This is a genomic window from Streptococcus sp. ST16 (assembly GCF_046098135.1).
In the GTDB taxonomy this organism is placed as follows: Bacteria; Bacillota; Bacilli; order Lactobacillales; family Streptococcaceae; genus Streptococcus.
On record NZ_JBJUSE010000005.1, the window covers coordinates 86,649 to 107,034 of the forward strand.

Sequence of the window (20,386 nt, forward strand, 5' to 3'; positions counted from 1 at the left end):
AAGATGAGTACTTTAGCAGAAATAGAAGCGCTCTTGTTTGTAGCAGGTGAAGATGGGATTCGGGTACGTCAGTTGGCTGAACTCCTCTCGCTTCCCCCGACAGGTATTCAACAGAGTTTAGAAAAATTAGCCCAAAAGTATGAAAAAGACCAGGAGTCGAGTTTGTCCCTGATTGAGACAGGTGGCGCTTATAGATTGGTGACCAAACCTCAATTTGCAGCGATTTTGAAGGAATACTCCAAGGCACCCATCAACCAAAGTTTGTCTCGGGCTGCTCTTGAAACCTTGTCCATCATTGCCTACAAGCAACCGATTACCCGAATTGAGATTGATGCCATCCGTGGGGTTAACTCGAGTGGAGCCTTGGCAAAGTTGCAGGCTTTTGACTTGATAAAGGAAGACGGGAAAAAAGAAGTGTTGGGTCGTCCCAATCTCTATGTGACTACGGATTATTTCCTAGATTACATGGGGATAAATCATTTGGAAGAATTGCCAGTGATTGATGAGCTTGAGATTCAAGCGCGAGAAAGCCAATTATTTGGTGAAAGGATAGAATAAGATGAGAATCAATAAATATATTGCCCACGCAGGTGTGGCCAGTAGGAGAAAAGCAGAAGAGTTGATCAAGCAAGGCTTGGTGACGGTTAACGGCCAAGTGGTGCGTGAACTAGCAACGACCATCAAGGCTGGTGATAAGGTTGAAGTTGAAGGCCAGCCTATCTACAACGAAGAAAAGGTCTACTATCTGCTTAACAAACCCCGTGGGGTGATTTCCAGTGTGACAGATGACAAGGGCCGCAAGACTGTTGTCGACCTCTTGCCCAATGTCAAAGAGCGCATCTACCCTGTGGGACGTTTGGACTGGGATACATCAGGTGTCTTGATTTTGACCAATGATGGGGATTTTACGGATGAGATGATTCACCCTCGTAATGAGATTGACAAGGTCTATGTCGCGCGTGTTAAGGGTGTGGCCAATAAGGACAATCTCCGCCCCTTGACCCGTGGACTCGAGATTGATGGCAAGAAAACCAAGCCAGCTGTATATGAGATTCTCAAAGTGGATCCAGTCAAAAATCGCTCAGTAGTACAGTTGACCATACATGAAGGGCGTAACCATCAGGTTAAAAAGATGTTTGAGGCTGTCGGTCTTCAAGTGGATAAGTTGTCACGGACCCGTTTTGGACATCTAGACTTGACAGGCCTTCGTCCGGGAGAATCTCGTCGCCTTAACAAAAAAGAAATCAGCCAACTGCATACTATGGCTGTAACTAAAAAATAATGAAACGAATCTTAATAGCGCCAGTGCGCTTTTACCAGCGCTTTATCTCACCAGCCTTTCCACCCTCTTGTCGTTTTGAGCCTACATGTTCCAACTACATGATTCAGGCTATTGAAAAACATGGCTTCAAGGGTGTTTTGATGGGCTTGGCTCGGATTTTGCGTTGCCACCCCTGGTCGAAAATAGGCAAGGATCCCGTGCCAGACCACTTTTCACTCAAACGGAATCAAGAAGAAAAATAACCCAACATCAGGCGATGTTGGGTTTTCTTGCTTATTTCAAAGCTTTTTGAGCGTCTTCAATCATGAGTTTAGTTGATTCAAGTCCGCCACCACTTAGATACCAGAGGTCTGGTGTTAGTTGGATAATTTTACCGTTTTTAGCGGCAGGAGTTTCAGCGATAAGGGCATTTTCTAGGACGCCGTCGTTGCTTGAGTTGTCACCGCCGATGGCAAGGGTACGGTTGATGACAAAGAGGATGTCAGGATTGATTTCTTTGACACTTTCAAAGCTGACTTCCTGTCCGTGGCGTGAGTCTTCAAATTGAGTATCAGTTGGCTTGAATTTCAAGGTTTGGTACAAGAAAGAGAAACGAGATTGGGCACCAAAGGCGGCCATTTTTCCTTCATTGAGGAGGATAGCAAGGGCTTTTTTGTCAGAACTTTCGTTTTTAGTTGTGACTTCTTGGATGCTCTTGTCTAGGTTGGCTAATTCTTCCTTGGCTTTCTGTGTACCAGTTTCGCCGAAGGCGCTTGCTAAGGATTCGATATTAGCCTTGGTAGAAGTCCAGTAGTCGTCCTTACTTGCTTGGAAGAGCACAGTTGGAGCAATTTCTTTGAACTTGTCTACGAATTTTTGGGTACGTGGAGAAGCGATAATTAGATCTGGTTCAAGAGCAGCAATGGCTTCTAGGTCTGGCTCAACCATGGAACCCACATTGTTGACATTTCCCGCAAGATCTTTTAGGTAAGTCGGAACAGTTTTTGTAGGCATTCCGACGATATTCTTTTCAAATCCTAAAGCACGAATAGTATCCGCAGCACCGAGGTCAAAGGTCACAATCTTTTCAGGAACCTTTGAAAGTTTGACCTCGTCCAGTGAACTTTTAATGGTCACTTCTGTCGGAGCAGAGCTACTTGTCTCTGTCTGGCTAGCGCTTGAGTTTGTATTTGTACCACATGCACCAAGTAGGAGCAAGAAGCTAGCCACTAGGACAGTGAGATAAAGTTTAAGGGATGTTTTCATGATTTCTCCTTTTTAAAATATGATAACGATGTAAGGGGCTCTTAGATAGGCTTGTTAGCTAAGAGACAGAGGGTTCTCTAACATGAATTCAGAATAGCTAGCTATAGATACAGATCTTTTTGCCATTAATATCAGCTAGCGTGATGGGGATCTCATAGAGTTGACTGAGCAGGTCAGCCTGCATGATTTGAGCAGTCGTTCCCTTGCAAAAGACTTGGCCGTCCTTGAAGGCGACAATTTCATCCGCATACTGACTGGCTATGTTGATATCGTGGAGGACGATGATAATGGTCTTCCCTAGTTCCTCCACCAGTCGCTTGAGAATTTGCATCATGCTGACGCTTTGCTTGATATCGAGATTATTGAGCGGTTCGTCTAGCAAGATAAAGTCTGTATCCTGGGCTAGTACCATGGCGATAAAGACACGTTGCAGCTGTCCACCAGACAGACTATCGATGTAGCGGTTTTTTAAGTTGGTCAGTTCCAGATAGTCCAGAGTTTCTCGGATTTTTTCCCAGTCTTCTGCCTTCAGTCGACCATGGCTGTAGGGAAAACGTCCAAAGCTGACTAGTTCTTCAACCGTCAATTTGGCTTGGTAATTGATTTTCTGCTTTAGGATGGTGAGTTCTTGAGCAAGTTCTTGCGAATTCCAGCTCTCGATTTCACGGCCTTTGACACTAAGAATCCCCTGATCTTTCTTGGTCAGTCTGCTCATAATGGAGAGGAGAGTTGATTTTCCAGCACCATTTGGACCAATGAAGGCTGTCAGTTTATGAGGACTGACTGTAAGCGAAATGCCTTGTAAAATATCCTGTTTTTGAATGGATTTGTCAATGTTTTCTAGTTTCACTGACGCGCCCTCCTATAAAGTAAGATAAAGAATAAGAAGCCACCCACACTCTCGATGATCATACTGATGCGAATTTCTAGTGCAAAGACTCGTTCGATGAGGGCTTGTCCCAAGGTCAAACTGATAAATCCAATTAGAATGGCTACGATAAAGAGTAACTTGTGTCGATAATCTTTGACAATCAGGTAGGTGAGGTTGGCCAGCATAAAGCCGAAGAAGGCCATAGGCCCTACCAAGGCAGTAGCCGTTGAGGTCAAAACTACGATGCCCCAGAGGAGCTCTCTCTGTTCTTTTTCAACATCGAGTCCCAGTATCTGAGCCGTTTCTCTTTGCAGGTGCAAGACATCCAGAACGACTGCTTTTCGAAAGAAAAAGATTGTCAAAGCGAGGATGATCAGAGAGCCGATGGCTAGGATGGGAGTGTTGAGATGTTGAAAGGAGGCAAAGAGACTGTTCTGCAGTTTATCGTATTCATTTGGATCCATCAGGACTTGTAGGAAGGTACTGATATTTCGAAAGAGAGTTCCGAGGGCTAGGCAGATCAGCAGGATGAAGACCAGATCTTGTTTCATCAGTGTCTTCAAGTAACCTTGTAAGGCAAGAAAGAAGAGGGATTGAAGCAGAAGCAAGACTAGAAATTCTAAGACAGGAGACTTTTCAAGCTGTAGAAATTTGCTTTCAAAAACCAGTAGCAGGGTCTGTAGCAAGACATAGAAGGATTCGATTCCCAAAATACTAGGTGTCAGGAAGCGATTTTCCGTCAGGGTTTGAAAACTAATGGTCGAAATCCCTGTCGCGATAGCTACCAAGAGATAAACGACAATCTTTTGAGAACGAAGTTTCCAAGCAAAGACAGATAGGTGACTAATAGGCCAAAAGTAGAGGAGACAAGCTACGATGGCCAGAATAATGAGAAGGCAGAAGAGCTTGGTATGTTTGCTTTTAGACAGCATCCTTTTGTCCCCCTCTCCATAGCAGTAAAATAAAGACAAGGCTACCGATGATTCCTAGTAGGAGACTGACAGACAGCTCATAGGGCCGAATCAAGACTCGAGAGAGGATGTCGCAGGCTAGAACCAGATTGGCTCCGACCAGTGCGACGATGAGTTTGGTTTGACTCAAATTATCTCCATAGCGCTTACGGACAAGATTGGGAACGATAACCCCGAGAAAAGGCAAGGCACCCACGGTAATCATGGTGACGCTTGTCGTTAGCGCCACCAGAAAGAGGGCAAGTTTTTCAAGTAGGGAGTAGGAAATTCCCAAACTCTCGCTGGTTTCTTTTCCTAGATTCATGATGGTAAAGGTTTGGGATAATTTCCAAACGGCTATCAGGATAATGAGGCCTAAGAAGAGCCACTCATACTGATGAGTCTGAATCATGGAGAAGGAGCCCTGGGTCCAAGCAGTCATACTCTGAACCAGATTGAAACGATAGGCGATAACTTCTGTGACAGAACCGATAATCCCGCTATAGATGATCCCAATCAAGGGCAACATCCACCTTTCCTTTACAGAGAAAATAGTCATAAAGGCTAGGAAGAAGAGGGTAAATAAAATGGATGAGCCAAAAGCAAAGAGCATCTTTTGGGTCAGACTCGCAGATGGAAAGACAAAGAGGCTTAACACCATTCCCAGTTTGGCAGCTTCTGTCGTTCCGACTGTACTCGGAGCAGCAAACTGATTTTGGGTAATGGTCTGCATGAGGAGTCCTGCCATGCTCATACTAGAGGCTGCAAGGAGAATACTGATGGTTCTTGGAAGACGTGACTCTTGAAAGAGAAGCCAGGTCTGTTGGTCAAAAGCAAAGAATTTTTCCCAAGAAAAATCACTGGTTCCAATGGTGATGGAGAGAAAGACTAGGAGTAGAAGTAAGCCTGTTAAAATATGAGAGAGTTTCATACCCCGTCCTTTCGTGTAGATTTGGTATCGAAAGATACCTGCGGATATAAATGTAACATGATTTCTTTAATCTGTCAATAAATTTTCTGACAATTTAATGTAAAAAGAAAGAAAAATTCCTGAAATTACATCTGGCCCTCTCTTTTATTGGAAAACTGAGTAAAAACCAATCCACCTTCCCACTATCCTTCTCCTATAAAAAGTGGTAAAATGGAGGACAGAAAGAAGGAACTGATATGACAACATTATTTTCAAAAATCAAAGAAGTAACAGAGCTTGCTGCGATCTCAGGTCATGAAGCACCTGTCCGGACTTATCTTCGTGAGAAGTTGACTCCGCATGTGGATGAGGTAGTGACAGATGGCTTGGGTGGTATTTTTGGTATCAAGCATTCAGAAGCTGCGGATGCGCCACGCGTCTTGGTCGCTTCTCACATGGACGAAGTTGGTTTTATGGTCAGTGAGATTAAACCAGATGGTACCTTCCGTGTCGTTGAAATTGGTGGTTGGAATCCAATGGTAGTCAGCAGCCAACGTTTCAAACTCTTTACTCGTGACGGTCGTGAAATTCCTGTGATTTCAGGCTCTGTTCCTCCTCATTTGACTCGTGGAAAGGGCGGGCCAACCATGCCAGCCATTGCCGATATCGTTTTTGATGGTGGTTTTGCGGACAAGGCTGAGGCAGAAAGCTTTGGTATCCGTCCTGGTGACACGATTGTCCCTGATAGCTCCGCTATCTTGACAGCCAATGAAAAAAATATCATCTCAAAAGCTTGGGACAACCGCTACGGTGTCCTCATGGTAAGCGAGCTAGCTGAAGCTTTGTCAGGTCAAAAACTCGGCAATGAACTCTATCTGGGTTCTAACGTCCAAGAAGAAGTTGGTCTCCGTGGTGCCCATACTTCCACAACCAAGTTTGACCCAGAAGTTTTCCTAGCAGTGGACTGTTCACCTGCTGGTGATGTTTATGGAGGTCAAGGCAAGATTGGGGATGGAACCTTGATTCGTTTCTACGATCCAGGTCATTTGCTTCTCCCAGGAATGAAGGATTTCCTTTTGACAACGGCTGAAGAAGCTGGCATCAAGTACCAATACTACTGTGGAAAAGGCGGAACAGACGCTGGAGCAGCTCATCTGAAAAATGGTGGTGTTCCTTCTACAACTATCGGTGTTTGTGCCCGTTATATCCATTCTCACCAAACCCTCTACGCTATGGATGACTTTCTTGAAGCGCAAGCTTTCTTACAAGCCTTGGTGAAAAAAATGGATCGTTCAACGGTTGATTTGATTAAACATTATTAAACATAAAGGAGGTTGCTTGGGATGGCAGAACCAAACCTAGAAAGCCTTATAAAAGACCTCTACAACCATGCTCGTCAGGGCTTGAGTGATGAGTTAGTCGCTGCTCTCCTAGAGACTGCTAAAAAACTACCTACTACAAATGAGCAATTACTAGCAGTCCGACTCTCAGGACTTGTCAATCGTGAATTGCTCACTAATCCCAAACACCCAGCACCTGAATTGATCAATTTGGCTCGCTTTATCAAAAGAGAAGAGGCCAAGTACAGAGGCACTGCAGTTTCTGCTATCATGTTTGGAGAACTCTTTAAGATGCTTTGATTCCATTGTGAATCAAAGTATTTTTTATATGCTCCAAAAGAAATTCTTAATGAGGAGACGAAAAAAGCCATCCCATTCAGGATAGCTTCTTGGTACTTATACTCAATGAAAATCAAAGAGCAAACTAGGAAACTAACCGCAGACTGTACTTGAGTACGGCAAGGCGACGCTGACGTGGTTTGAAGAGATTTTCGAAGAGTATTAGATTTGTTCAGCGATGACCTTTTCAGCTAGGTTCATGGCGTGGTCAGATACACGAGTGTAATGGGAAATAATGTCGATAAAGTTGACCCCGGCTTGTGTTGAACACTCACCCTTGTTAAGGCGTTTGATGTGGGTCTTTCTGAGAACGCGTTCCATATTGTTGATTTCTTTATGGCGTTCAATCAGGCTTTGAGCCTTTTCAATATCATTGTTTTCGACACTATCAAGGGCATCTTTGATAAATGCAGTTGTTGCTTGATAAATCTCAGCTAGTTCTTCTAGAGCAGCATCAGAAAATTGAACATTCTTACGTTGGAGGTAGTCTGTTAGGTTGAGCAACCCTTCTGCGTGGTCCCCAATCCGTTCCAAATCACGTGATGAATCCAGAATGTTAGTCAACACTTCGCTTTCCTTTTGACTCAAGGATTCGCTAGAGAGTCGAATGAGGTAACGAGTCAATTTTTCATCGATGGTGTTGATAGCTTCCTCTGTCTTGTGTCCTTTTTCAGCTACCTTTTCATCCAAACCGATGATATAGCTATAAGAAAGGTCAAAAGCTTTAGCTGCATAGTTCCCCAAGTGCAAGAGTTCTTTTTTGGCATTTCCCAAAGCGATAGAAGGAGCTTGTTTGATGAGTTGTTCATCCAAGTAGAGAGCTTCGTATTTGACAACTTCATCTTCACCAGGAATGAGCTTGGTTACAAAGTAGGCCAAGGCTCCGATGAATGGGAACTGGATAATGGTATTTGTAATATTAAAGGTTCCGTGGGCAAAGGCAATGGTCATTTCTGGAGCTAGATTGAGTGCAGATTCAAACCATTGAATCAAGCCGGTGAAAGGTACAAGGAAGACAATACAGATAACCGTACCAATAACGTTAAAGGCGACATGGGCACCAGCAACACGTTTGGCAGCGATATTGGCTCCAAGAGAAGCAATGATGGCTGTAATGGTCGTCCCGATATTATCACCAAACAAGACCGGTAGGGCACCTTGAAGGTCAATCAAACCACTTGCGTACAGGTTCTGTAAGATACCGATAGTTGCGGAAGAAGCCTGAATGAGTAGGGTCAGTCCAGTTCCGACAAAGACACCTAGAATAGGACTCTTACTTAGTTCAACCATGTAGTCTCTAAAGACTTGCAGGTCTTTTAGGGGCTCCATTGCACCGCTCATAAGATTGAGAGCGAAGAAGATACCACCGACACCAAAGATAATTCGTCCGATGTTATTGATAGAGCGATTCTTGGTGAAGAAGAGACAAACCGCTCCAATAAAGAGCATAGGTAAGGCGTAATCTCCTAGCTTAAAACCGATGATAAAGGATGTAACGGTGGTTCCAATATTGGCACCCATGACAATACCGATAGCCTGACGCAAGGTCAAAAGTCCTGCACTTACTAGTCCCACTGTAATGACTGTAACACCAGAACTTGATTGAATCAGCGCCGTCATACCGATACCAACCAGCACACCGAAGAAGGGATTGCTGGTATATTTGTCAATGTAAAACCGAAGGCGATCTCCAGCAGCTTGTTGTAAACCGTCTCCCATGGTCTTGATACTATATAAGAATAGCCCAAGACCACCTAAAAAGTGAAATAAAATTTCCTGCCAATTAATGGACATTTCTTTTTCCTCCGAAAAATAATCGCGGAATTTCTCCTATTCTATTTTAAAGGATAAAAGTAAATCTCACAAGTGCTTAGCTGAAATTTTCATAAGAAACAAGAAATTTCTTTTAAAATGAGAGATAGATTCTCATTAAGATAGATGATTTATAGGATTGTGTCCAAATTTTACTGATTATTATCCTAGTTATAGTTTTTATGTTAAATAGATTGACATCGCTTTCATATAGGATAAAATGAAGATGATCCTGTTCTGGTGGTGTGCACTGAGAACAGTTACTTTTTATTATATTGGGAGGATAAGATGAAAGATCTATTTTTTGAAAAACGTTGCCGTTACAGTATTCGTAAGTTGTCGATTGGGGCTTGTTCTTTGATGATTGGTTCAGCTCTATTTGCGAGCCCAGCTCTTGCAGAACAGGTTGCTGTCCCTGAAACAGCTGCAAACACGAGTGCTCAAGCCACAAGTACTAGTGAAACAACTAATCCAGACACCACAGCTCTCGAAAAACAATTAGAGGAGACTGAGAACAAAGTAGCTGAGCAACCAATTTCAGAAAACACTCCAGCAATAACTGATTTGGTCAATGAAAAAGAAGAGGCAAAGCCAGTTTCGACAGATAAGGCTGAAAAACCTACTCAACCAACTGATAAAGAAGAAGTCAAACCGGAGGAAGCCCCACAAGTAGCTGAGAAGGAAGCGGATAAAAAGACTCTAGCAGATGTTCCTAAAAATGAAGAAAAGAGTCTTCGACCAAAAGAAATCAAATTTGATACTTGGGAAGATTTGTTGAAATGGGAACCGGGTGCGCGTGAGGATGATCCCATCAATCGTTCCTCAGTTGAACTCGCCAAGCGCCACAGAGGTCAGTTGGTTAACGAAAAAGCAAGCAGAAGAGCCAAGGTTCAGGCGCTAGCAAATACCAACTCAAAGGCTAAAGACCACGCTTCTGTTGGTGGAGAAGAATTCAAGGCCTATGCTTTTGACTACTGGCAATACTTGGATTCAATGGTCTTCTGGGAAGGTCTAGTCCCTACTCCAGATGTCATTGATGCCGGGCACCGCAACGGAGTTCCCGTTTATGGAACCCTCTTTTTCAACTGGTCAAACAGCATTGCCGACCAAGAGAAATTTGCAGCTGCCTTGAAACAAGATGCAGATGGTACCTTCCCTATCGCACGAAAACTCGTCGATCTTGCTAAGTATTACGGATTTGATGGCTATTTCATTAATCAGGAAACAACGGGGGAATTGGTAGCACCTCTTGGTGAAAAAATGCGCCAATTCATGCTCTATACAAAGGAATATGCAGCTAAGGTCAACCACCCAATTAAGTATGCTTGGTACGATGCCATGACCTACAAATATGGTCGTTACCACGAAGATGGCTTGGGAGACTATAACTACCAGTTTATGCAAAAAGAAGGTGACAAGGTCCCTGCAGATCAATTCTTTGCCAATTTCAACTGGAACAAGGAAAAGAATGACCACTCTGTAGAGATGGCAAAATGGCTAGAACGTAGTCAATATGATGTCTTTGCAGGCTTAGAATTGCAGCAAGGTGGTTCTTATAAAACCAAAGTCAACTGGGATGCCCTCTTAGATGAAAAAGGCAAGTTGCGTTTGTCACTTGGACTCTTTGCGCCAGATACGATTACCAGTCTAGGAAAAACAGGCGAAGACTACCACAAGAACGAAGACATCTTCTTTACAGGTTACCAAGGAGATCCAACGGCTCAAAAACCAGCGGACAAAGAGTGGTATGGAATTGCCAATTTAGTTGCGGACCGCACACCAGCAGTAGGACGCACCTTTACTACCTCTTTTAATACAGGTCATGGTAGAAAGTGGTTTGTAGACGGCAAAGTTTCTAAGGATTCTGAGTGGAACTACCGTTCTGTTTCAGGTGTCTTGCCAACATGGCGCTGGTGGCAGACTTCAACAGGGGAAAAACTTCATGCAGAATATGACTTTACAGATGCCTATAATGGCGGAAATTCCCTTAAATTCTCAGGTGATGTAGTGGGTAAGACGGACCAAGATGTGAATTTGTATTCTACTAAACTAGAAGTAACGGAGAAAACCAAACTTCGGGTTGCCCACAAGGGAGGAAAAGGCTCGAAAGTTTATATGGCCTTCTCTACAACTCCAGACTACAAATTTGAGGATGCAGAGGCATGGAAAGAACTGACTCTTTCTGACGACTGGACAAATGAAGAATTTGATCTTAGCTCACTAGCAGGTAAAACTATCTATGCAGTTAAACTCTTCTTCGAACATGAAGGTGCTGTAAAAGATTATCAGTTCAACTTAGGTCAATTAACAATTTCAGATAACCACCAAGCACCACAAGCGCCGACGGGACTTTCTGTTGTGAAACAATCTCTTAAAAATGCCCAAGAAGCTGAAGCAGTGGTCCAGTTTGCGGGTAACCAAGATGCAGATTTCTATGAAGTCTACGAAAAAGATGGGGATAACTGGCGCTTATTGACAGGATCATCTGCTTCAACCATCTACTTGCCAAAAGTTAGCCGCTCTGCTAATGCGACTGGTACGACTCAGGAATTGAAAGTTGTTGCAGTTGGTAAAAATGGCCTTCGTTCTGAAGCGGCGACGGCATCCTTTAACTGGGGGATGACAGTTCAGGATACAACTCTCCCAAGACCTTTGGCTGAAAATATTGTTCCAGGTGCAAAGGTTATCGGTAGCACTTTCCCAAATACTGAAGGTGGAGAAGGCATTGAAGGTATGTTGAACGGTACCATTACTAGCTTGTCAGATAAGTGGTCTTCAGCTCAGTTGAGTGGTAGTGTAGATATTCGTTTGACCCAACCACGTCGTGTTGTTAGATGGGTCATGGATCATGCGGGAGCTGGTGGAGAATCCGTAAACGACGGTTTGATGAACACCAAAGACTTTGACCTTTATTATAAAGATGCGGATGGTGAATGGAAGTTAGCTAAGGAAGTCCGTGGCAATAAAGCGCACGTGACAGATATCACTCTTGACAAACCAATTACTGCTCAAGACTGGCGTCTAAAAGTTATCACATCTGATAACGGAACACCTTGGAAAGCCATTCGTATCTACAACTGGAAGATGTATGAAACCTTGGACACAGAAAGTCAAAATATTCCAATGTCTAAGGTAGCTGTCCGTTCACTTGGAAACCATCAAGTTCAACTAGGTTTCTCTGATGTTCCAGCAGGCGCAACCATCACCGTTTACGACAAGGCAGATTCACAAACACCAATTGCAACTTTGAAGTCTGAAAATGGTGGCGACCTAGCAACAGCACCATTGGGCTTTGACAAGCAACCAACTCTCCTCTACTATCGTACCCAACTACCTGGCAAAGAAATAAGTAACACCTTGGCAGTAGCGATTCCGCAGGATGAAAGAAAAATTGCTGCGGTTAGCCTGGAAAAAGAACCTAAGAAGACAGTTTATAAAGAGGGAGAAAAACTTGATCTCAGAGGCGGAACACTCCGTATTCAATACGAAGGGGAACAAGCCGACGAGCTGATTAACCTTACTCACTCAGGTGTGATGGTATCTGGATACAACGCTCATCAAAAAGGGGAACAGAAGCTCACAGTCAGCTACCTTGGACTTCCAGTTACTGGTGATTTAAACGTACAAGTGACTGGCCAAGATGAAGGAAAACCAAAAGAAGTAGCAGGCTTGTACATTACTCAGAAACCAAAAACAGACTATTTGGTAGGAGATCAACTGGAACTCTCTGAAGGTCGCTTTGGAGTTCTCTATGATGATGAGACAGAAGAAAGCCATGCCTTCACAGATCAAGGTGTTGAAATTACGGGCTACGATGCTCAAAAGACTGGTCGTCAGACCTTGACCCTTCATTACAAGGGACACACAGCTGAGTTCGATGTCTTGGTTTCTCCAAAAGCAGCTGTCAACGACGAGTACCTCAAACAAGAAATTACTGCTGCCCAAGGCCGTCAGTCAACCCTTGCCTACACCTTCTCAAGCGAGGACAAACAAGCAGCACTAGTAGAGAAGCTCAATGCAGCGAAAGCTGTAGCAGAAAACCATAATGCTAGCCAAGAAGAAGTCAATCGGGCTTTGAATGAGTTGAAACAAGCAGGGACAGCCTTGGATGGAAATCAACGTTATCAGACTGCTAGAGAAGAGTTGGAAGGCTTGCTCGAATCCGTCCGTGAAAAAGATCCTAAAGCTGAGTTGATTGAACAAGCAGAAACTTTGTTGGTTTCAGAGATGCCAACTCCTCAAGCGTTTGTGGAAATGAAAGAAAAGCTGAATAAGAAACTAGCTCCTGCAGAAGAAAGCCATCATGTTGGTAGCATGGATCCAAGTGAAGTAGCCCCAACAGTTGAAGCCCTCCCTGAACTAGTTATTGAAACTGAAACAACTGCCTTCGAACGTCAAGAGCGACCAAATGCAAACCTTCTAAAAGGCCAAGGCCAGCTAGTTCAAGCAGGAGCGGAAGGCCAAGTTCGTCGTCTAGTAGAAGTAGATGCCCATGGTAACCGCACTCTTCTTTCGACTGAAGTTCTCAAGGAAGCTATCCCAGAAATTACCGAAGTTGGTACAAAAGTTATTTCAAGTACCCAGCCACTGGATGGAGTGAAAAATCTGGTTCATGAAAAACCAAGCCTTGAAATTAAGGAGGAGTCAGTTGCCTTCAATCGTCAAGAACGACCAAATGCAGCTCTTCTCAAAGGACAACGCCAGCTAATCCAAGCAGGAGCGGAAGGCCAAGTTCGTCGTCTAGTAGAAGTAGATGCCCATGGTAACCGCACTCTTCTTTCGACTGAAGTTCTCAAGGAAGCTGTCCCAGAAATTGTTGAAATTGGTACCAAGGAAAAAGTTGAACAGCTAGTACCAAGTACAGACAATTCAATGGTGGAAACACCAGTCAAAGTAGAAAAAGCAAAAAATCAACTTCCAAATACTGGTGTTGAAACAGATGCCAGTCTAGTAGCTCTGGGACTTCTCGGAGCAATGAGTGGTTATGGCTTGCTTGCTAGAAAGAAGAAAGAAGACTAATCGATTTAGAATTCTTGGATTTCCTCATAAAAACTAAAAACAAGGTTTGGCTGCAGTCAAACCTTGTTTTGATTATTTTATCTCGCTTTGATTACTTATTTGATAAGGTTTTTCTAGATTTGATTTTAAAAAATGCTAGTTTTAATTATAAGAAAGAACAAGAAAAGTTTAGGGTTTTTCTATCTCTTTTGTTGATTTTGTGATATAATTAACACGTATAAAAAAAAGAAGGAGTCATATCTAATGGCAAAATTGACTGTTAAAGACGTTGACTTGAAAGGGAAAAAAGTTCTCGTTCGTGTTGACTTCAACGTACCTGTTAAAGATGGCGTGATTACCAATGACAACCGTATCACTGCAGCTCTTCCAACTATCAAGTATATCCTTGAACAAGGTGGACGTGCTATCCTCTTCTCTCACCTTGGACGTGTAAAAGAAGAAGCAGACAAAGAAGGTAAATCACTTGCTCCTGTAGCTGCTGACTTGGCCGCTAAATTGGGACAAGAAGTTAAATTTATCCCAGGTGTTACACGTGGTGCTGAATTGGAAGCCGCTGTTAACGCTCTTGAAGATGGACAAGTTCTCTTGGTTGAAAACACTCGTTTCGAAGATGTTGACGGCAAGAAAGAATCTAAAAATGATCCTGAACTTGGTAAATACTGGGCATCACTTGGAGATGGTATCTTCGTAAACGATGCATTCGGTACAGCTCACCGTGCACACGCATCTAACGTTGGTATCTCAGCAAACGTTGAAAAAGCAGTTGCTGGATTCCTTCTTGAAAACGAAATTGCCTACATCCAAGAAGCTGTTGAAGCTCCAGAACGTCCATTCGTGGCTATCCTTGGTGGTTCAAAAGTTTCAGACAAGATCGGTGTTATCGAAAACTTGCTTGAAAAAGCTGATAAAGTTCTTATCGGTGGTGGGATGACTTACACATTCTACAAAGCTCAAGGTATCGAAATCGGTAACTCACTTGTAGAAGAAGACAAATTGGATGTTGCGAAAGCTCTTCTTGAAAAAGCAAACGGCAAATTGATCTTGCCAGTTGACTCAAAAGAAGCAAACGCATTTGCAGACTACACTGAAGTGAAAGACACTGAAGGTGAAGCAGTAGATCCAGGCTTCCTAGGTTTGGATATCGGTCCAAAATCTATCGCTAAATTTGACGAAGCTTTGACTGGTGCCAAAACAGTTGTATGGAACGGACCAATGGGTGTATTTGAAAACCCTGACTTCCAAGCTGGTACAATCGGTGTCATGGACGCTATCGTGAAACAACCAGGCGTGAAATCAATCATCGGTGGTGGTGACTCAGCTGCCGCAGCCATCAACCTTGGCCGTGCAGACAAGTTCTCATGGATCTCTACTGGTGGTGGAGCATCAATGGAACTCCTTGAAGGTAAAGTATTGCCAGGACTTGCAGCTTTGACTGAAAAATAAATAGTTTAACTAAAGGAAGATGGTTTAACCATCTTCTTTTTAATTTCATTTATAAATATGTTAGATTTATCGATAAATAAAGGGGGGAGAGTAAATATTTGCATCCCACATCATAAAATGCTACTATGAATGGTAGATGATTAATTTAGATAAGAAAGGGATTAAAATGAAAAATAAAAAAGAAGTTTATGGATTTCGTAAAAGCAAGGTTGCAAAAACTTTGTGTGGTGCTGTTTTAGGAACTGCTTTGATTGCTTTTGCAGATCAGGCAGTTTTTGCTGATGAAGTCACAGAGACGAAGAGCACAAGTACAGTTGAGGTAGCTACCACAGGAAATCCAGCCACAAATCTACCTGAAGCTCAGGGTGAAATGAGCCAAGTTGCCAAAGAAAGCCAAGCTAAGGCTGGCTCTAAAGACTCAGCTTTGCCAGTAGAAGTATCATCAGCTGATCTGGATAAAGCAGTTGCTGATGCAAAATCTGCAGGAGTTAAGGTAGTTCAAGATGAAACAAAAGACAAAGGAACAGCTACAACTGCTACAGAAAATGCTCAAAAACAAGATGAGATTAAAAGCGACTATGCTAAACAGGCTAAAGAAATAAAGACAACAACTGAAGCATATAAAAAAGAAGTCGCAGCTCATCAGGCAGAAACAGATAAAATCAATGCTGAAAACAAAGCAGCGGATGACAAGTATCAAAAAGATCTAAAAAATCATCAAGAAGAAGTTGAAAAAATCAACACTGCCAATGCAACATCTAAAGCAGAATATGAGGCTAAGCTAGCACAATATCAAAAAGATTTAGCAACTGTCAAAAAAGCAAATGAAGATAGTCAACGGGATTATCAAAATAAACTTTCAGCTTACCAGACAGAATTAGCTCGAGTACAAAAAGCTAATGCTGAAGCTAAAGAGGCATATGATAAAGCAGTAAAAGAAAACACTGCAAAGAATGCAGCGCTTCAAGCTGAAAATGAAGCGATTAAACAACGTAATGAAACTGCAAAAGCAACTTATGAAGCGGCGTTGAAGCAGTATGAAGCAGATCTCGCAGCTATTAAGAAAGCTAAGGCAGATAATGATGCTGATTACCAAGCAAAATTAGCAGCCTACCAGACAGAATTGGCTCGTGTTCAAAAGGCAAATGCTGATGCTAAGGCAGCCTATGAAAAGGCCGTTGAAGAAAACACAGCTAAAAATACAGCCATTCAAGCTGAAAATGAAGCGATTAAGCAACGTAACGCTACTGCAAAAGCGACTTATGAAGCAGCGTTGAAGCAATATGAATCAGACTTGGCAACAGTCAAACAAGCAAACGAAGCTAACGAAACAGACTACCAAGCTAAGCTGGCCAAATACCAGACGGAATTAGCTCGCGTTCAAAAAGCTAATGCCGATGCAAAAGCAGCCTATGAAAAGGCTGTTGAAGACAATAAGGCAAAAAATGCTGCGATTAAAGCTGAGAATGAAGAAATCAAGCAACGTAATGCCGTGGCTAAAACAGATTATGAAGCTAAAGTTGCAAAATATGAAGCAGACCTTGCCAAGTATAAGAAAGATGTAGATGAGTATCCACAGAAACTCAAAGAGTACAATGAAGAGCAGGCAAAAATTAAGGCTGCATTGGTAGAACTTGAAAAAAATAAGGATCAGGACGGGTATTTGTCTAAACCATCTGCTCGTAGCTTGGTTTATGACTTAGAACCAAATGCTCAACTTGACCTCAAAACAGAAGGGAAACTTCTCACAGCAACAGCTGTTGATGAAGCCTTCAGTAAGAGTACATCGAAAGCAAAATATGATCAAAAAATTCTACAACTAGATGACTTAGATATCAGTGGTTTAGAGAAGGCGAATTCGACTGCTTCATCTGTTGAATTATATGGAAATATTGGAGATAAATCAAGTTGGACGACCAACGTGGGGAATAATACGGAGGTGAAATGGGGCTCAGTTCTTCTAGAACGTGGACAAAGCGTAACAGCGACTTATACCAATCTTCAAAATTCCTACTACAATGGTAAAAAGATTTCGAAGATTGTTTACAAATATACTGTAGACCCGTCTTCAAAATTTCAAAATCCTAGTGGAAAAGTTTGGTTGGGAATCTTTACAGACCCAACGCTAGGTGTCTTTGCTTCAGCCTATACTGGTAAAGATGAAAAGAATACGTCTATCTTCATCAAAAATGAATTTACCTTCTATGATGAAAATGACAAGCCGATTAATTTTGACAATGCCCTCCTTTCAGTTGCTTCTCTAAATAGAGAAAATAATTCTATTGAGATGGCCAAGGATTACACTGGTACCTTTATTAAAATTTCAGGTTCATCTGTTGGAGAAAAAGATGGAAAGATTTATGCTACAGAAACCCTGAACTTTAAACAGGGACAAGGCGGATCTCGCTGGACTATGTATACTAGAAAGAATGAGCCGGGTTCCGGTTGGGATTCGTCTGATGCACCAAACTCTTGGTATGGTGCGGGAGCAATCAGCATGTCAGGTTCTACTAACCGTGTGACTGTCGGTGCCATTTCTGCTACTTTAGTAGTTTCTTCTGATCCAGTTATGGCGGTAGAAAATGGCAAAAAACCAAACATTTGGTATTCACTCAATGGGAAGATTCGTGCCGTTCATGTTCCGAAAATTACAAAAGAGAACCCAACACCTCCAGTAAAACCAACTGCACCACAAGCTCCTGCTTATGAAGTGGAGAAACCATTGGAACCAGCTCCAGTAGCACCAAGCTACGAAAATGAGCCAACTCCACCGGTAAAAACTCCAGATCAACCAGAGCCATCAAAACCAGAAGAGCCAAATTATGATCCATTGCCAACACCACCTGTAGCACCAACTCCTAAGCAGTTGCCAACACCACCAGCGGTGCCAACAGTTCACTTCCATTACAATCGTCTTTTTGCACAACCTCAGATTAATAAAGAAATTAAAAATGAGGATGGAGTAGATATCGATCGTACTCTAGTTGCTAAGCAGTCTGTAGTGAAGTTTGAGTTGAAAACGGAAGCCTTAACTGCAGGGCGTCCAAAAACAACATCGTTTGTATTGGTAGACCCACTTCCAACTGGCTATCAGTTTGATTTGGAAGCGACCAAGGCTGCAAGCAAAGGTTTTGAAACAAGCTATGACAAAGCTAGTCACACTGTAACCTTTAAGGCTACCGAGGAGACCTTGGCTGCTTTCAATGCAGATTTGACAAAATCCTTTGATACTCTATATCCAACTGTTGTTGGCCGTGTCTTGAATGATGGGGCGACTTATACAAATAACTTTACATTGACAGTCAACGATGCCTACGGTGTTAAGTCAAACATTGTTCGTGTAACGACTCCAGGTAAACCAAATGATCCTGACAATCCAAATAACAACTACATCAAGCCTTTGAAAGTTAACAAGAACAAGCAAGGTGTGAATATTGATGGCAAAGAAGTTCTAGCTGGTTCAACGAACTACTATGAACTCACATGGGATTTGGACCAATACAAGGGAGATAAATCTTCTAAAGAAGCAATTCAAAATGGTTTCTACTATGTGGATGATTATCCAGAAGAAGCCTTAACCCTTCAACCAGAATTGGTTAAGATTCGTGATCTAGAGGGCAACCTTGTATCAGGTATCAGTGTTCAACAATATGATAGTTTAGAAGCTGCGCCTAAGAAGGTTCAAGAGCTGTTGAAGAAAGCAAACATCACTGTTAAAGGTGCTTTCCAACTCTTCTCAGCTGATAATCCAGCTGAATTCTACAAGAACTATGTAGCAGCAGGAAAATCATTGCTAATCACAGATCCGATGACAATTAAACCTGAATTTGGTCAAACTGGTGGTCAGTATGAAAATAAAGCCTACCAAATTGATTTTGGAAATGGCTATGCTACAGAAGTAGTTGTCAACAATGTACCAAAAATCACACCTAAAAAAGATGTGACAATCAGTATGGATCCAAGCAGTGACAATATTGATGGCCAAACAATTCCGTTGAACCAGTACTTCAATTATCGTTTAATCGGTGGTTTGATTCCACAAAATCATTCTGAGGACTTGAATGACTATAGTTTTGTAGATGATTGTGACCAAAAAGGTGATCAATACACTGGAAACTATAAAGTTCTTGCCAAGGTTGATATCCGATTGAAAGACGGTCGTGTTATTAAGGCAGGAACAGACTTAACAGCTGAAACACAGGTTGAACATGATCAAGATAAGGGAATGATTACAATTCGCTTCAAGGAAAAATTCCTTCAAGAGATTCAGTTGGATTCTCCATTCCAAGCTGAGACTTACATTCAAATGAAACGAATTACTGTTGGAACCTTTGAAAATACTTATGTAAATACTGTGAATAAAGTCGCTTACGCTTCAAACACAGTTCGTACTACAACACCAGAACCTAAGAAACCAGAGGAGCCAACAACCCCTAATTCTAATCCAAATCCAAAAGGAAACCCTACTCTACCTCAAACAGGTACAAATGATTCAAGCTACATGCCATATCTTGGTCTAGCAGCTTTAGTAGGAGTTTTAGGACTTGGTCGGTTGAAACGAAAAGAAGACGAAAGCAAGTAAGATCTGAAAGTTAAATAGAAAAGAGGGACTCTGTTTCCTCTTTTTTATGGCTCTTTGTCAACTGTAGTGGATTGAAGAAAAGCTAAACTCGAGAAAGGACGAAATTCGTCCTTTCTTTTTTGATGTTCAGAGCGATAAAAATCCGTTTTTTGAAGTTTTCAAAGTTCCGAAAACCAAAGGCATTGCGCTTGATAAGTTTGATGAGATTATTAGTTGCTTCCAATTTTGCGTTGGAGTAGGGTCCTTTGTTCTGAAAGTGAAAAAGCAAGAGCTGATAGAGCTTATAGTGGTGTTTCAAGTCTTCTGAATAGCTCAATAGTTTGTCTAGAATTTCTTTATTCGTCAAGTGCATACGAAAAGTTGGTCGATAAAAACGTTTATCACTCAATTTACGGCTATCCTGTTGAATGAGCTTACAGTAACGTTTGATGGCCTTATTCATGGGATTTTCGCTCAAACTGATTCATGATTTGGACACGCAAACGACTCATAGCACGGCTTAAGTATTGTACAATGTGAAAGCGGTCGAGAACGATTTTTGCATTTGGAAAAAGTTTTCTAGCAATATCGTAGTAGGGACTAAACATATCCAT

At 42.3% G+C, this 20,386-nt stretch carries 13 protein-coding genes and 1 pseudogene; 8 read left to right on the forward strand and 6 right to left on the reverse strand.

Features of this window, described 5'->3' with window-relative positions; genetic code table 11:
* The first annotated feature begins 3 nt into the window (after positions 1-3).
* The 3 genes from scpB to yidD are packed head-to-tail and all read left to right on the forward strand — an operon-like array spanning position 4 to position 1,524.
* A complete protein-coding gene (gene scpB / locus ACIY14_RS05135) occupies positions 4-558 on the forward strand; it encodes an SMC-Scp complex subunit ScpB (protein ID WP_409001780.1) in 555 nt (184 codons plus the stop codon).
* Between the two features lies 1 nt (position 559).
* Positions 560-1,282 carry a pseudouridine synthase gene (locus ACIY14_RS05140; protein WP_001222211.1) on the forward strand — a complete coding sequence of 241 codons (723 nt, stop codon included), beginning with the start codon at positions 560-562 and terminating at the stop codon, positions 1,280-1,282.
* Positions 1,282-1,524 (forward strand): membrane protein insertion efficiency factor YidD, encoded by a 243-nt coding sequence (yidD, locus tag ACIY14_RS05145; RefSeq protein ID WP_007522309.1) that lies wholly within the window; start codon positions 1,282-1,284, stop codon positions 1,522-1,524. The genes ACIY14_RS05140 and yidD overlap by 1 nt, the downstream gene beginning before the upstream one ends.
* Before the next feature lie 31 nt (positions 1,525-1,555).
* Here the strand turns inward: yidD and ACIY14_RS05150 are convergent, their stop codons facing one another.
* The 4 genes from ACIY14_RS05150 to ACIY14_RS05165 all read right to left on the reverse strand — a co-directional run bounded on the left by ACIY14_RS05150 (position 1,556) and on the right by ACIY14_RS05165 (position 5,279).
* Positions 1,556-2,527 carry a siderophore ABC transporter substrate-binding protein gene (locus ACIY14_RS05150; protein WP_409001781.1) on the reverse strand — a complete coding sequence of 324 codons (972 nt, stop codon included), beginning with the start codon at positions 2,525-2,527 and terminating at the stop codon, positions 1,556-1,558.
* Positions 2,528-2,624: 97 nt separating this feature from the next.
* Positions 2,625-3,377 carry an ABC transporter ATP-binding protein gene (locus ACIY14_RS05155; RefSeq protein ID WP_409001782.1) on the reverse strand — a complete coding sequence of 251 codons (753 nt, stop codon included), beginning with the start codon at positions 3,375-3,377 and terminating at the stop codon, positions 2,625-2,627.
* Positions 3,374-4,330, reverse strand: coding sequence for an iron chelate uptake ABC transporter family permease subunit (locus ACIY14_RS05160; protein ID WP_409001783.1), 957 nt, complete (start codon positions 4,328-4,330; stop codon positions 3,374-3,376). The genes ACIY14_RS05155 and ACIY14_RS05160 overlap by 4 nt, the downstream gene beginning before the upstream one ends.
* Positions 4,320-5,279: an ABC transporter permease gene (locus tag ACIY14_RS05165; RefSeq protein WP_247946696.1), complete on the reverse strand. Its 960-nt coding sequence runs from the start codon at positions 5,277-5,279 to the stop codon at positions 4,320-4,322. Before ACIY14_RS05165 ends, ACIY14_RS05160 begins: the two co-directional genes overlap by 11 nt.
* A gap of 236 nt (positions 5,280-5,515) precedes the next feature.
* Between ACIY14_RS05165 and pepA the strand changes: the two genes are divergently transcribed.
* Together pepA and ACIY14_RS05175 are read left to right on the forward strand one after the other, a co-directional pair.
* Positions 5,516-6,580 (forward strand): glutamyl aminopeptidase, encoded by a 1,065-nt coding sequence (pepA, locus tag ACIY14_RS05170; RefSeq protein WP_409001784.1) that lies wholly within the window; start codon positions 5,516-5,518, stop codon positions 6,578-6,580.
* A gap of 21 nt (positions 6,581-6,601) precedes the next feature.
* Positions 6,602-6,898, forward strand: coding sequence for a bacteriocin immunity protein (locus tag ACIY14_RS05175; RefSeq protein WP_409001785.1), 297 nt, complete (start codon positions 6,602-6,604; stop codon positions 6,896-6,898).
* A 201-nt stretch (positions 6,899-7,099) separates the two neighbouring features.
* Here ACIY14_RS05175 and ACIY14_RS05180 read toward each other — a convergent pair whose 3' ends face one another.
* The gene (locus tag ACIY14_RS05180) at positions 7,100-8,731 is read right to left on the reverse strand and encodes a Na/Pi cotransporter family protein (protein ID WP_409001786.1); all 1,632 of its coding nucleotides are present in this window, start codon (positions 8,729-8,731) and stop codon (positions 7,100-7,102) included.
* 306 nt (positions 8,732-9,037) lie between these two features.
* Between ACIY14_RS05180 and ACIY14_RS05185 the strand changes: the two genes are divergently transcribed.
* From ACIY14_RS05185 to ACIY14_RS05195, 3 genes are all read left to right on the forward strand, one after another.
* Complete coding sequence (locus ACIY14_RS05185) at positions 9,038-13,768, forward strand: endo-beta-N-acetylglucosaminidase (protein ID WP_409001787.1); 4,731 nt, start codon at positions 9,038-9,040, stop codon at positions 13,766-13,768.
* A 243-nt stretch (positions 13,769-14,011) separates the two neighbouring features.
* Entirely contained in the window at positions 14,012-15,211 is a 1,200-nt protein-coding gene (locus ACIY14_RS05190; RefSeq protein ID WP_001096770.1) for a phosphoglycerate kinase, read from the forward strand.
* A 166-nt stretch (positions 15,212-15,377) separates the two neighbouring features.
* A complete protein-coding gene (locus ACIY14_RS05195) occupies positions 15,378-19,793 on the forward strand; it encodes an antigen I/II family LPXTG-anchored adhesin (RefSeq protein ID WP_409001788.1) in 4,416 nt (1,471 codons plus the stop codon).
* Positions 19,794-19,875: 82 nt separating this feature from the next.
* Here ACIY14_RS05195 and ACIY14_RS05200 read toward each other — a convergent pair.
* Positions 19,876-20,386 (reverse strand): annotated as a pseudogene (locus ACIY14_RS05200) (transposase); the annotation flags it as partial.